The 12597-nt window shown below is 74.8% G+C and carries 15 protein-coding genes and 1 pseudogene; all 16 read left to right on the forward strand.

Annotated features, from left to right (window positions below):
• The first annotated feature begins 125 nt into the window (after positions 1–125).
• The 16 genes and pseudogenes from RB146_05120 (at position 126) to efp (ending at position 12577) form a co-directional block, all read left to right on the forward strand.
• The gene (locus RB146_05120; GenBank protein ID MDQ7828361.1) at positions 126–872 is read left to right on the forward strand and encodes a prepilin peptidase; all 747 of its coding nucleotides are present in this window, start codon (positions 126–128) and stop codon (positions 870–872) included.
• A gap of 213 nt (positions 873–1085) precedes the next feature.
• Complete coding sequence (locus RB146_05125) at positions 1086–1781, forward strand: hypothetical protein (protein MDQ7828362.1); 696 nt, start codon at positions 1086–1088, stop codon at positions 1779–1781.
• Positions 1750–3420 carry an AMIN domain-containing protein gene (locus tag RB146_05130; GenBank protein MDQ7828363.1) on the forward strand — a complete coding sequence of 557 codons (1671 nt, stop codon included), beginning with the start codon at positions 1750–1752 and terminating at the stop codon, positions 3418–3420. Before RB146_05125 ends, RB146_05130 begins: the two co-directional genes overlap by 32 nt.
• 110 nt (positions 3421–3530) lie before the next feature.
• Positions 3531–3836 carry a hypothetical protein gene (locus RB146_05135; GenBank protein ID MDQ7828364.1) on the forward strand — a complete coding sequence of 102 codons (306 nt, stop codon included), beginning with the start codon at positions 3531–3533 and terminating at the stop codon, positions 3834–3836.
• Between the two features lie 8 nt (positions 3837–3844).
• Positions 3845–4321, forward strand: coding sequence for a tetratricopeptide repeat protein (locus RB146_05140; protein ID MDQ7828365.1), 477 nt, complete (start codon positions 3845–3847; stop codon positions 4319–4321).
• A gap of 111 nt (positions 4322–4432) precedes the next feature.
• Positions 4433–4804: a hypothetical protein gene (locus RB146_05145; GenBank protein ID MDQ7828366.1), complete on the forward strand. Its 372-nt coding sequence runs from the start codon at positions 4433–4435 to the stop codon at positions 4802–4804.
• 53 nt (positions 4805–4857) lie between these two features.
• Positions 4858–5448 (forward strand): sigma-70 family RNA polymerase sigma factor, encoded by a 591-nt coding sequence (locus RB146_05150; GenBank protein MDQ7828367.1) that lies wholly within the window; start codon positions 4858–4860, stop codon positions 5446–5448.
• Positions 5445–5903 carry a zf-HC2 domain-containing protein gene (locus tag RB146_05155; GenBank protein MDQ7828368.1) on the forward strand — a complete coding sequence of 153 codons (459 nt, stop codon included), beginning with the start codon at positions 5445–5447 and terminating at the stop codon, positions 5901–5903. The genes RB146_05150 and RB146_05155 overlap by 4 nt, the downstream gene beginning before the upstream one ends.
• Positions 5900–6970, forward strand: coding sequence for a sigma-E factor regulatory protein RseB domain-containing protein (locus RB146_05160; protein ID MDQ7828369.1), 1071 nt, complete (start codon positions 5900–5902; stop codon positions 6968–6970). Before RB146_05155 ends, RB146_05160 begins: the two co-directional genes overlap by 4 nt.
• Positions 6971–6995: 25 nt before the next feature.
• Entirely contained in the window at positions 6996–7196 is a 201-nt protein-coding gene (gene tatA / locus RB146_05165; protein MDQ7828370.1) for a twin-arginine translocase TatA/TatE family subunit, read from the forward strand.
• A 132-nt stretch (positions 7197–7328) separates the two neighbouring features.
• Positions 7329–8051: a 2-C-methyl-D-erythritol 4-phosphate cytidylyltransferase gene (gene ispD / locus RB146_05170; protein MDQ7828371.1), complete on the forward strand. Its 723-nt coding sequence runs from the start codon at positions 7329–7331 to the stop codon at positions 8049–8051.
• Between the two features lie 8 nt (positions 8052–8059).
• Positions 8060–8530: pseudogene (gene ispF / locus RB146_05175) on the forward strand (2-C-methyl-D-erythritol 2,4-cyclodiphosphate synthase).
• A 95-nt stretch (positions 8531–8625) separates the two neighbouring features.
• Positions 8626–9849: a 1-deoxy-D-xylulose-5-phosphate reductoisomerase gene (gene dxr / locus RB146_05180; GenBank protein ID MDQ7828372.1), complete on the forward strand. Its 1224-nt coding sequence runs from the start codon at positions 8626–8628 to the stop codon at positions 9847–9849.
• Positions 9846–10868, forward strand: a complete 1023-nt coding sequence (locus tag RB146_05185; GenBank protein MDQ7828373.1) for a 4-(cytidine 5'-diphospho)-2-C-methyl-D-erythritol kinase — start codon at positions 9846–9848, stop codon at positions 10866–10868. Before dxr ends, RB146_05185 begins: the two co-directional genes overlap by 4 nt.
• 21 nt (positions 10869–10889) lie before the next feature.
• Entirely contained in the window at positions 10890–11996 is a 1107-nt protein-coding gene (locus RB146_05190) for a Xaa-Pro peptidase family protein (protein ID MDQ7828374.1), read from the forward strand.
• A 17-nt stretch (positions 11997–12013) separates the two neighbouring features.
• A complete protein-coding gene (gene efp / locus RB146_05195; protein ID MDQ7828375.1) occupies positions 12014–12577 on the forward strand; it encodes an elongation factor P in 564 nt (187 codons plus the stop codon).
• The last annotated feature ends 20 nt before the right edge of the window (positions 12578–12597 follow it).

Genomic DNA, 12597 nt, shown 5'->3' on the forward strand with positions numbered 1-12597 from the left:
GTTTCCTGCCCCTCCGGCTGGCGGAGGCCCCGGTGCGGGAGGGGAGGCCCGGGCTCGGGAGGGGCGCGGCGACACCCGCAAACCGGCCCGGGCGGGCCGATGGGAAAGGAGGACCGGAAGGACGGATGACGGCCGTGCAGGGGCTGGTGGCGGCGGTGGTGGGAGCCATGGTGGGCTCCTTCGCCAACGTGGTGATCTATCGGGTGCCGCGCCGGGAGTCGGTGGTGGCCCCGCGCTCGCGCTGTCCGGCCTGCGGCCACCCCATCGCCGCGCGGGACAACGTGCCGCTCCTCAGCTTCCTCCTGCTGCGGGGCCGCTGCCGCCACTGCGGGACGGCCATCTCGTGGCGCTACCCGCTGGTGGAGGCGCTGACGGCCCTGCTCTTCGTGGCGGTCTGGCGGGCCTTCGGCCCCACCTGGGAGGGCCTGCGCGCCGCCCTCTTCGTGCTGATCCTGGTGGTCGTCGTGTTCGTCGACCTGGACCACCGGCTGATCCCCAACGCCGTGACCTACCCGGGGATGGCCGCGGGCCTGCTGCTGGCGCTGCCCGACGGCCCCGCCGCCCTGGCGGAGCGGGTCCTGGCCGGCGTGGGGGCCGGAGCGTTCTTCCTGGCCGTCGCTGTGGTCAGCCGGGGCGGGATGGGCGGCGGTGACGTCAAGCTGGCCGCCGTGATGGGCCTCTTCCTGGGATGGCCGACCATCGCCGCTGCCCTCTTCCTCAGCTTCCTCGCCGGGGGGCTCGTGGGCATCGCCCTGATCCTGCTGGGACTACGCCGGCGGAAGGACGCCATCCCCTTCGGCCCCTTCCTCGCGCTCGGCAGCCTGGCAGGGCTGTTCTGGGGGGCCTCCCTCGTCCGGTGGTACTTCGGGTGAGACGGCGGAAGAGCGGGAACCGCGTGCGGAGAGGCGTCAAATGCAGGATCACAGTGCGTCTAGACCGAATTACTTTTGGGTATCGCGGGAACGAGTACGGCCACGGACCGCCACGGCTGTCGGTGGCCGGGTGATCCCGGTCACGAAGAGCCGGAGACGCCCCGAGCCCCCTGCCGGGGTCACGACCACTCGGTCGACAGAGGAGCCTGCCTGATGGATCGCCTACTCTCCTACGTCCGGCGCAACCCCGCGATGGCGGGCATCATCGGGGTGCTCGTCGTGGGGATCGCCTACCTGTTGCTGACCGGCGGGGCTCAACCGCCCACCGGGGGATCGGCCGTGGTCGGCTCGGCGCCCTCCCCCGCGCCGGCTCCTGCACCCGCCGCTGCTTCCCCAGGCCCCGGCGGCGGCGTGATGCCGCCGCCGCCTACACCGGCGGCCGTCCCACCGCCGCCGCCTCCCCAGGCGGCCGGGCGGGCCGACCCCTTCGCCCCGCTGGTGAAGCCGCAGACCGCGGCCGCGGCGGCGCCCGTGCGACCGGCACCGGTCCCTCCGCCGGCACCGCTGCCCCCGCCGCTCTTCCCCAGCCCGGAGCCGCCGGCGGCGCCCGGGTCGCCGCCGGCTCCCGTCCCTGAGGCTCCCACTGCCCCGCCGTCTCCGCAGCGGCTCGCCGCCGGGGCGGAGCTCGTCGGCGTGCTGGGGGATGGCGGGGGTGTGGCCATCATCCGGGTGAGCAACCGCACGTGGATCGTGTCCGTGGGCGAGCTGATCGAGGACCGCGTCCGCGTGATCAAGATCGACGCGACCAACGGCATCGTCATCCTGCAGGAAGACGGCGAGAACTTCGAACTGCGTGCCGAAGAGGTGAACCCACCCTATGTCGCCCACTCCCTGGTCCGTGGCTCGTAAGGGGTTCCTGACGACGCGCCACCGCACGCGCCTCGCCGTGGCCTGCCTGGCGCTGGCGCTGCTGATCGGTGCGCCGGCCTGGCCGGCCCAGGCCGCGGCCGCCCGGGTCACCGGGGTGACGGTGAAAGCCTTCCCCGGCATCGTCCAGGTGGCGGTGAGCGCCACGGGGCGGCTGACCTTCACGACCACCACGCTCGACGCCCCCACCCGCCTGGTCGTCGACCTCCCCGGCGCGGTCCTGGCCCACGGCGTGCCGGCCGTGGTCGAGGTGGGTCAGGGGCCGGTGCGGCGGGTGCGGAGCGGGCAGTGGCAGCGCACCCCGCCGGTGGTGCGCATCACCGTCGACCTGGCCGCGCCCACCGCCTATGAGGTGCGGGCCCTGGGGCCGGGGCTCGTGGTGGCGCGCCTGGCCGTCCCGCGCCCGACGGCGGGGACCCGGGCGCCCGCCCTCGCAACGGCGCCCCGGCAGGCTGTGGCCGCGGCGTCCGGACCGCGCCTGGCCCAGGCCCCGGCGCAGCAGCCGCCCCCGCCGGCCCAGGGCGGTCGCATCACCCTCGACCTGCGCAACACCGAGATCGCCGACGTCCTCTCCGCGCTGGCCAAGCTGTGCGGCTTCAACATCGTCACCGACGCCTCCGTGCGCGGAACCATCACCGTCCGGCTGGTCGAGGTCACCTGCGACGAGGCGCTGCGCTTCATCCTGGAGGCGAACAACCTGGGCTTCCGCCGGGTGGGACGCAACCTCATCGTCATGTCGGCGGAGAAGCTGGCCCCGCCCCCGGAGGCGCCCGAGCCCGTGGTCTACATGCTGGGCTTCGCCAACGCCGATCAGGCGCGGGCGGCGGTGGCCGCGGCGGTGCCGGGGATCCGCGTGGCCATCGACCCGCGCACCAACGCGCTGGTGGTCTTCGGGACCCCGAGCCAGCAGGAGCAGGTGCAGAAGATCCTGCAGAGCCTCGACATCAAGATCGCCCAGATCCTCATCGAGACCCGCGTGGTGGACATCAGCACGACCGTCCTGCGGGACGCCGGGCTGGACTGGGGGCTGACCGGGGTGCCGATCACCCAGATCCAGGGGGTTTTCCCGAACCAGATCACGGTGGGCGTCTCCACCTTCGACATCTTCGGCCGGTTGACGGCGCTCATCCGCGACGGGCGCGCCCGCGTGATCACCGCGCCGCGGCTGGCCGTCCTGGACGGCAACAAGGGGATGGTCAACCTGGGCGAGGAGATCCCCATCCCCCAGGTGGACGCCCAGGGCCGCATCACCTTCACCTTCAAGCCGGTGGGGGTCGTGCTGGAGATCACGCCGCGGCTGGGACGCGACGGGATCATCACGACCCAGATCACGCCGGAGGTCAGCTCGGTGATCGAGTTCCTGCAGACCGCCGCGGGGCCGGTACCGCGCCTCTCCACCCGCCGGGCCAATACGGTGGTGCAGGCCCGCAGCGGCGAGTCCATCGTCATCGCCGGCCTGATCAGCGCCCAGGAGCGGCGCACCATCGTGCGGGTGCCGCTGCTGGGGGATATCCCGGTGATCGGCTCCCTCTTCCGCCGCACCACGACCGACCGGACGGAGACCGAGGTGATCTTCATCATCACCCCGCAGGTCGTCGACCCGCCGGCGCCCCGCCCCTGAGGCGGCCGTGGCCGGAGCTTTCTCCGAGGTGGTGTTCAACCCATGCACAGCTCCTGGCGTCACACCTTCATTCTGCCACTCTCGCCCTGACGCTCTCCGCGTGCAGCCTGGTGGGACTCGGCACCGGGTGGCTCCTGGAGGCGCCGCAGCTCATCTCCCCGCCCAGCGGGGCCACGCTGCCCTGTGGCGCGACGTTCGCCTTCTCGTGGAGCCCCGTGACCAATGCGAACCACTACGTCATCGAGGTCTACAACGCCACCAGCGGCGCCCTGGTGACCTCGGCGCAGACCGATGCCGACGCGCCCACGGCGACGCTCATCCTGGCCTGCGCCACCTCGTACCGCTGGCGGGTGGCCGCGGCGGCCACCAACGGGGGTCGTCAGTGGAGCGCGTCGTGGACCTTCGCGGTGCAGTAGACGGAGCGGTGCGGCGACTCGCCGTGCTGCCCGGGACCCGCCGGCCCGTGCGCTCCGCCCACGCGGCGCTCCTCGTGCTGCTGCTCCTTCCCCTCGCCGCCGGGCGGGTCGCCGCTCAGGCGCCGTCCGCCGTGCCGCCTTTCGACACCAGCCGCGTCTACGCCAGCGAGGCGGCGTTCCAGCAGGCCATCCAGCCCTACCAGGCGGCCATCACCGCCAACCCGGCCAACGCCCGCGCCCATTACTGGCTGGGCGTGGCCTACTTCCACGCCTACCGCCTCTGGCGGGCCGGCCTCGCTCCCTACGCCGCCGGCTACCTCCCCCGGGCGATCGCGTCCCTGCGGGAGGCGGTGCAGCGCGATCCGGCCTGGCTGTCGGCCTACCTGGTCCTCCACGACGCCCTCTTCATGGCGGAGCGGCACGACGAGGCGGCCAGGGTGCTGCAGACCTACCTCGACCGGACGCGTCCGGCCGCACGGCCCTGAGCGGGCAGCGACCGGCCGACTCGACCCGACCTCACCGCCCTTCCCACCGGGAACTCCCTGCCCGCCTCGCGCGCTTGCAGGGTGAGACCCTGCTGCGAGGAGGGATGACCGATGCGGCATGCGCTCGTGCTCTCCGTGATCGGTGTGGCTGTCCTGGCCCTCGCCGTCCCGTCCGCCCTGGCCGCCGCCCCGGCCACCAAGGCCCCGGCGGCCGCGCAGCCCCGGCCCCGGTCCTTCGTGGTCGAGGGCAAGGTCGTCAAGGTCTCCGGGGACACCTTCGAGATCACCGTCACGAAGGTCATCGGCGGCACCGGGGTCAAGGTGGGGGACCACCTCACCATCACCGAGCGCGCGCGAACCCGGTTCCTGCTGAAGGGCAAGGCGGTGAACAAGAGCGCGCTGAAGGCCGGAGAGCTCCTCCGGGTGGCGGGGGAGTACAAGCCGGCCGGCTTCGAGGCGGTGACGGTGACGATCCTGAAGTGAGGTGACGGGTGGGCGCGGGTCCGCCGCGCCCACCACCCTCGTGTGGGCGGTCGGTGAAGGACGCCTGGGCGCGGGCGCGGCCGGTGCCGGAGGATGCCGGAGGGGCGGCGGGAGAGGCGACGCCCCGCGACTTTGCCGCCCTGCTGTCGCGGCACTGGCCGCAGGCCTACCGGTTCGCCTACCGGCTGGCCGGGCGTGCCGACGAGGCGGAGGAGCTGATGCAGCAGGCCGCGGAGGAAGCCTTCCTCGCCTTCAGCCGGTTCAGGCCGGGCACGCGGTTCGACCGCTGGTTCATGCGCATCCTCTACACGACGTTCCTCGACCGAACCCGGCGGGAGCGCCGCAAGGTCTTCTCCCTGGACGACCTGCCGGAGGGCGCGCTGCCGGCCGGCGCGCAGGGCGACCCCGAGGCAGCGCTGCTGCAGGCGTTGGACGGCCCGGTGCGCCGGGCGCTGGCCGCCCTCCCTGCCGAGTACCGCGCGGCAGTCGTCCTGGTCGACCTGGAGGGCCTGCCCTACGACGACGCGGCGGCCATCCTCCACTGCCCCGTGGGCACACTCCGCTCCCGACTGCACCGGGGCCGCCTGGCGCTGCGGGAGTGGCTGCGCCCCTACGTGGACGCGCTGAGGCGGGAAGAGGCGTGACGGACGGCCACCCGGGCGACCGGCTCACCGCCTACCTCGACGGGACGCTGCCGTCGGAGGAGGCCACCGGGGTGGCCGCCCACCTGGCCGCCTGCCGGGCCTGTCACGGCGTCCTGGAAGACCTGACCGCCGTCCGCCGGCTCCTCCGCGCCCTCCCCGACCCGGAACCCCCTCCGTGGGTGCTGCCGAAGGTGCTGGCGCGCATCGCGGCCAGGCGGCGGCGGAGGACGCGCCTCCGGTGGATGGTGGCCGCGGCCTGTGCGGGGGCGCTGCTGGCCCTCGCGCTGAACCTGCCCGTGGACCGCGGGGCGGAACGCACCCTGCCCGGCGCGCACTTCCGACAACACGCCGAGGCTTCCATGCTCCACCCCCTGGCCGACATCACCCTGGCCGGGTACCTGACAGACGCGTGGCCGTACGAGCCGCTCCACGGCCTCAGGGGGGAACGGCCGTGATCCCGCTGCTGTCGGTGGCCGTGGCCTTCCTGCTGCTGGCCCCGGCCGCACCCGTGCGGGCGTCGCCGCCGGCGGCACCGTTGATCCGCGCCGCCCGGGCCGCAACGGATGTGGCGTACCGGGGAGAGCAGCTGGTGGCCACGCACCTGGGCGGGGGGGTCCAGGTGACGCTGGTGCGCGTCGAGCACGATCCGCAGGGGTGGACCCGCTTGGAGTACCGCCCCGTGGGGACGGCCCGCCGGTGGGTGGTCCTGCGCCGCGCCCACGAGGTGATCCGCTACGACCCCGCCACCCGCCGCGGGACCTGGTCGTCCCGCGACCCGGCCGAGCAGCTCGACGATGACTTTGCGACAGGGCATCTGCCGCTGCTGCAGGACAACTACACGGTGGTCCGCGGGACGGCGACCTTGCTGGGCCGGCCGGTGGACCGGATCGAGCTGCGGCCGCGCAGCGGGGACCGTCCGACGCGGCGGATCGACGTGGACCGGACGACGGGGCTGGCGCTGCGCTCCGAGCGCGTGAGCCCCGACGGCCGCCTGGTGCAGCTGACGGCGTTCCTGTCGCTGGAGCTGCTGCCGGCCGGCTGGGCGGCGCGGGTCGGTCCGCCTCCCGACCTGCGCCTGAAGCGCCGCCCCGCCGCACGCGCGGTCACCCCCGAAGAGGCGGCGAGGCGTCTGGGGCGGCCTTCGCTTACCGTCGCTACCCCCGAGGGCTTCCGGCGCGTGGCCGACTACCTGCTGGACGGTCCCCGTCCCACCTGGCAGACGATCTACTCCGACGGCGCGAGCACGCTGCTCGTCTCGCGCGAGCCGGGTGCGTCGCCGCGGCCGCCGGTTGGTAGCCGCCGGCTGGACCGCGCCGGCGGCGCGGTGTGGGTGCACGACATCGGCCTGCAGCGCCTGGTGCACTGGGCCTACGGCGGGTGGCGCCTCACGATGGTCGGGGAGGTGAGTACCGACAGCCTGCTGGCCGCCGCCGATCGGACGGGGATCGCCGCTCCGCCACGGGCGTGGGACCGCCTCCTGGGGTGGCTGGCCGAGCGCGGGTTCCCGGGCTTCACGCCCTGACGCCGCCGAGGGGAGGACGGAGCGCATGCTGCCGAACGTCGGATGGATGGAGCTGACGGTGATCCTGCTGGTCCTCCTGCTGGTCTTCGGCCCGCAGCGCCTCACGGGCCTCGGCGCCTCGCTAGGCCGGGCCCTGCGGGAGTTCCGGCAGGCTCTGCGCGATGCCGAGGAGGAGGAACCCCACACCCCAAGGACCGATCGCGGGGGGCCGCAGGCCTCAGCCTGACGCGGCTCCGCGCCCCGGGTCCCGACGTCCCCCCTCCCCCGGGCGGGCGCCGGGGGCGCGCGAGCGCGTCGTGGCGACGAGACCGCGGCCCTCCCGGTGCTTCTGGCATAGGCGACCGCGGCGCGGCCTGCTATGCTACGGGCCGTGCCCGAGATGTGCGCCCTCATCGTGGCTGCCGGCGACGGGACCCGCATGGGTCCCGGCGAGGCCAAGCCCTTCCGCCTGCTGGCCGGGCAGCCGATCCTCCTCCACACCCTGACCGCCTTCGAGCGCTGCCAGGCCGTCGAGGCCGTGGTGCTGGTCGTCCGCGGCCAGGACGTCGAGCGCGCGTGGGCGCTGGCCCGGGCGGCGGCCTGCCGCAAGGTCATGCGTGTGGTCGCCGGGGGGCCGACGCGGCAGGCGTCGGTGGGGCTGGGCGTGGCCGCACTGCCTCCAGACGTCGCCGTGGTGGCCGTGCACGACGGCGTCCGCCCGCTGGTGACGCCGGAAGCCATCGCCCGTGTGGTGGCGGCGGCCCGGACGACCGGCGCGGCGCTGCTGGCCACGAAGGTGGCGGAGACGGTCAAGGTCGTCGAGGGGGACCGGGTGACCCGCACCCTGGACCGCTCGTCGCTGTGGCTGGCCCAGACCCCGCAGGCCTTCCGCGCCGACTTGCTGCGGCAGGCGCATGCCTACGCGCGGGCCACGGGACTGCTGGCCACCGACGACGCCGCCCTGGTGGAGGCCATGGGCTACGCGCCGGCCGTGGTCGAGGGCTCGCCCGACAACCTCAAGATCGCCACCCCGGACGACCTGCGGCTGGCGGAAGCCATCCTGCGGGGGCGCGGGGCGGCCGCTCCGGAGCCGGTCGGGTAGGCGGCGACGTGCGGGTAGGGATCGGCTACGACGTCCACCGGCTGACTCCAGGGCGGCCGCTGGTCATCGGTGGGGTGACGATCCCCTTCCCGCTGGGGCTCGAGGGGCACTCCGACGCCGACGTCCTCCTGCACGCGGTGGCCGACGCGCTGCTGGGGGCGGTGGGGGAGGGGGACATCGGCCGGCACTTCCCGCCGGACGACCCGCGCTACCGCCGAGCGCCGAGCACCGACCTGCTGCGCACCGTGGCCTCGCTGCTGGCGCAGCAGGGCTACGTCCCCGTGAACGTCGACGCCACCGTGGTCGCCGAGGCTCCCCCGCTGGCTCCGCACATCCCGCAGATGCGCCAGGTGATCGCCGCGATCCTCGCCCTGGACCCGCAAGCCGTCAGCGTCAAGGCCACGACCCACGAGCGCGTGGGCGGACTGGGCCGCGGCGAGGCCATCGCCGCGATGGCCGTGGTCCTGGTGGCGCGGCGTAGCTGTGAGGCCCAGGCGGAGGCGGCCGCTCCGGGCGGGGTCGCTAGGCCGGAGGGACGGGAAGGCCGGGGTGCCCCCGCGGGAGGGAGCGGCGCGTGACCGCCCCCCGGGGCGTGGCCATCCTGGGCTCGACCGGGTCGGTCGGCCGGGCCGCGCTCGAAGTCGTGCTCGCCTCCCCGAGGCGTCTGCGGGTCGTGGCGCTGGCCGCGCGTCGTGACATCGAGCGGCTGGCGGCCCAGGTCGAGCGTGCCCGGCCGCAGCTCGTGGCCGTCGCCGACCCTGAGGCGGCCGAGGCGCTGCGCCGACGCCTGGGCGACGCTGTCTCGCCCGCCGCCGGTGCACCCGAGACCCCCGGCCCGGCGGATGGCGGCCCCGTGGTCGTGGGGGGCCCCGAGGGTCTGGTGGCCGCGGCCACTCACCCCGAGGCCGAGGTCGTGGTGGTGGGGATCGTGGGGATCGCGGCCCTGCGCCCCACCCTGGCGGCGGCCGAGTGGGGAAAGCGCATCGCCCTGGCCAGCAAGGAGGTCCTGGTGGCGGCCGGCCCCCTGCTGCTGGCGGCCGCCCGCCGCCGCGGTGCGGTGATCGTGCCGGCGGACAGCGAGCACAACGCCCTCTTCCAGTGCCTGGCCGGCGAGGCCCCGGAGAGTGTCGCCCGGGTGGTCCTCACCGCCTCGGGCGGCCCCGTCCTGCGCCGACCCCTGGAGACGCTGGACAGGGTGACGCCCGAGGAGGTCCTCGCCCACCCGGTCTGGCGCATGGGGCCACGCATCACGGTCGACTCCGCCACGATGATGAACAAGGGGCTGGAGGTCATCGAGGCGAGCCACCTCTTCGGTCTGCCGCCCGAGCGCATCGAGGTGCTGGTCCACCCCCAGGCGGTGGTCCACGGGATGGTGGAGTTCGTCGACGGCAGCGTGAAGGCCATCCTGGCCCTGCCGGACATGCGCATCGTCCTGCACCACGCCCTGCACCACCCGGAGCGGCGTCCGGCGCCCTTCGGGCATCTGGACCTGGCCGCGCTCGGCCCCCTGACCTTCGAGCGTCCCGACCCCGACCGCTATCCGGCCCTGTCCCTGGCCCGCCAGGCGGCCCGCGCCGGCGGGACGGCACCGGCGGTGCTGAACGCCGCCGACGAGGTGGCGGTGGCCCGCTTCCTGGCCGGGGCGCTCCCGTTTGGGGACATCGTGCGGGTGGTGCGCCGTGTCGTGGAGGCCCACACCCCTGTGGCCGAGCCGGACCTGGAGGCGATCCTCGAAGCCGACCGGTGGGCCCGCGCGGAAGCCGCCCGGGTGAGCGACACCACCCGCGGGCGGGCGTGAGGGCAGCTGCCCGCCCCGCGGCCCCACGGCGGAGTCTGCGCGGCCGGCGCCCCGCAGCCCAGCCGACACTCGTCGTCCGGGCCCGGGCCAAGATCAACCTGGCCCTCGACGTCCTGGGGCGCCGGCCTGACGGGTACCACGACGTGGCCACGGTACTCCACACCATCGCCCTGCACGACACCCTGATGCTGCGTCCCCACCGCAGCGCGATCCAGCTGGCGCTGGCGCCCGGGGCGGCGGCCTCGGGGGTGCCGCTCAGCGAGCGCAACCTGGTGGTGCAGGCGGCGCAGCGCCTCCGCGAGCGTTTTGCCGTGCGGGCGGGCGCCCGGATCACCCTGCACAAGGCGATCCCCGTGGCGGCCGGCCTGGGCGGCGGCAGCGCCGATGCGGCGGGGGCCCTCGTGGGTCTGGCGCGCCTGTGGCGCCTGCGCGCGGATGCGGCGACGCTGCACGCACTGGCCGCAGCCCTCGGGGCCGACGTGCCCTTCCTCCTCAGAGGTGGGGCGGCGCTGGGGAGGGGACGGGGGGATCGGCTCGAGCCCCTGCCCGCGCTCCCCCCGCTGCCCGTCGTGCTGGCCCGGCCGCCTGTGGCCATCTCCACGGCCTGGGCCTATGCGGCCCTCGACCGGGCCCGTGGGGCCCACCCGGGAGCGGCCCGAGAGCGGGAGCACCGTGTCCAGCGGGTGCCGCGGCCGGACGTGGCCGCGGCGGCTCGGGCCCTCGCCGCCGGCGACCTGCGGGCGCTCGGCAAGGCCGCAGGGAACGTCTTCTCAGCCGTCGTGGAGCGGCGCCACCCGATCGTCCGGGACCTCGCCGCCGTCCTGCGCCGGCACGGGGCCGTGGTGGCCGGTCTGTCGGGCAGCGGACCGGTGGTCTACGGAGTCCTGGAAGATGCCCGCCGCGCACGGGCCGCGGCGGCCGCGCTCCGCCGCCTCCCCGGCGTGGAGGTCTGGCTGACGCGCTTGAGCGCCCGGGGCGTGACGGTGGAGCGTCGGCGCCCGCAGGGGCCACGGTGGTGAGGTCTGCTATCATCCTGCTGTATGTCTGCTGTGTGGCTGCCGCTCGATGAGCGCCTGTTGCGGGCGCGGGCCCGCCTGGAGGAGGAGCAGCTCGACGCCCTCGTCGTGCTCAAGCCCCAGAACCGCACCTACCTGACCGGCTTCACCGGCGGGGGCCCGTCCCACGACACCTGGCGGGACGGCGTGGCGCTGCTCACCCCGACCGAGGTCCACCTGCTGATCGACTTCCGCTACCTGGACCAGGCCGTCCAAGAGGCGCCGCAGGCCCGGCACGTCCGCGTGAGCAACATGGCCGAAGGCCTGGCGGAGCTGGTCGGCCACCTGGGGGTGCGCCGCCTGGGCTTCGAGAGCGAGGTCCTGACCGTGGCCCAGTGGCGGCAGCTCGCCGAGCGCCTCCCGGAGGTGGAGCTGGTCCCCGTGGCCGGCCTCGACCGGATCCGCTGGCGCAAGGACCCGGAGGAGGTGGAGCGCATCCGCCGGGCGGCGGCCATCGGCGATACGGCGTTCCGCGCCGTGCTGCCGCTGGTACGGCCCGGCGTGCGCGAGCGCGAGCTGGCGCTGGAACTGGAGTTCCAGATGCGCCGCGCGGGAGCGGAGGCGCTGGCCTTCGACGTGGTGGTGGCCTCGGGCCCGCGCTCGGCCATGCCCCACGGGCGGGCGTCCGACCGCCCGCTGCATGCGGGGGACCTGGTGACCTTCGACTTCGGGGCGGTCGTCGGGGGGTACCGCTCCGACTGCACCCGCACCGTGGTTGTGGGCCGCGCCACCGCGGAGCAGCGGCGCGTCTACGAGGCGGTGCGGCGGGCCCAGGAGGCGGCCGAGGCGGGGTTGCGCCCGGGGATGACGGGCAAAGCCGGGGATGCGCTGGCGCGCGACCTCCTCACCGCCGCCGGCTTCGGGGAGGCCTTCGGCCACAGCCTGGGCCACGGGGTGGGCCTGGAGGTGCACGAGGGGCCCACGCTCTCGCCGCGGGAGGAGGCGACGCTGGAGCCGGACGTCGTCCTCACCGTGGAGCCGGGAATCTACCGCTCGGGGTGGGGCGGGGTGCGCATCGAGGACCTGGTGGTCCTGCGCGACGGCGGCGTGGAGGTCCTCACCGGGCTGCCGAAAGACCTGCTGGAGGTGTAAGACGGGGAGGGGAGGGCATGATCGCGGCCAACGACTTCCGGCCGGGCATGGTGGTGGAGATCGACGGCGAGCTGCACGTGGTGATGGAGTTCCAGCACATCAAGCGCGGGCGCGGCACGGCCATCGTCCGGACGCGGCTGCGCAATCTGAAGACCGGGGCCATCACCGAGCGCACCTTCATGCCCGAGGAGCGCTACCCGCGGGCGTTCATGGAGCGCAAGCCGATGCTCTACCTCTACCACGACGGGACGTACTACGTCTTCATGGACCAGGAGAGCTTCGAGCAGGTCTCCCTGGACGCGGCGCTGCTGGGCGACGCCACGCGGTGGCTGCGGGAGAACACCGAGGTCCAGGTCGTCTTCCACGACGGCCGGCCCCTCGGTGTGGAGCTGCCCAACGCCGTGGAGCTGGCGGTGGTGGAGACCGCCCCCGGCGTGCGGGGCGACACGGTGCACGGGGGAGGGAAACCGGCGCGCCTGGAGACCGGGGCGGTGGTCCAGGTGCCCTTCTTCGTCGAGACCGGCGACCGCATCCGCGTGGACACCCGGACCGGGGAGTACATCGAGCGCGTGAAGCCATGAGCCGGCGGGGCGCGTGACCC

This window comes from Armatimonadota bacterium (assembly GCA_031081585.1).
GTDB classification, from domain to species: domain Bacteria; phylum Sysuimicrobiota; class Sysuimicrobiia; order Sysuimicrobiales; family Humicultoraceae; genus Geohabitans; species Geohabitans tengchongensis.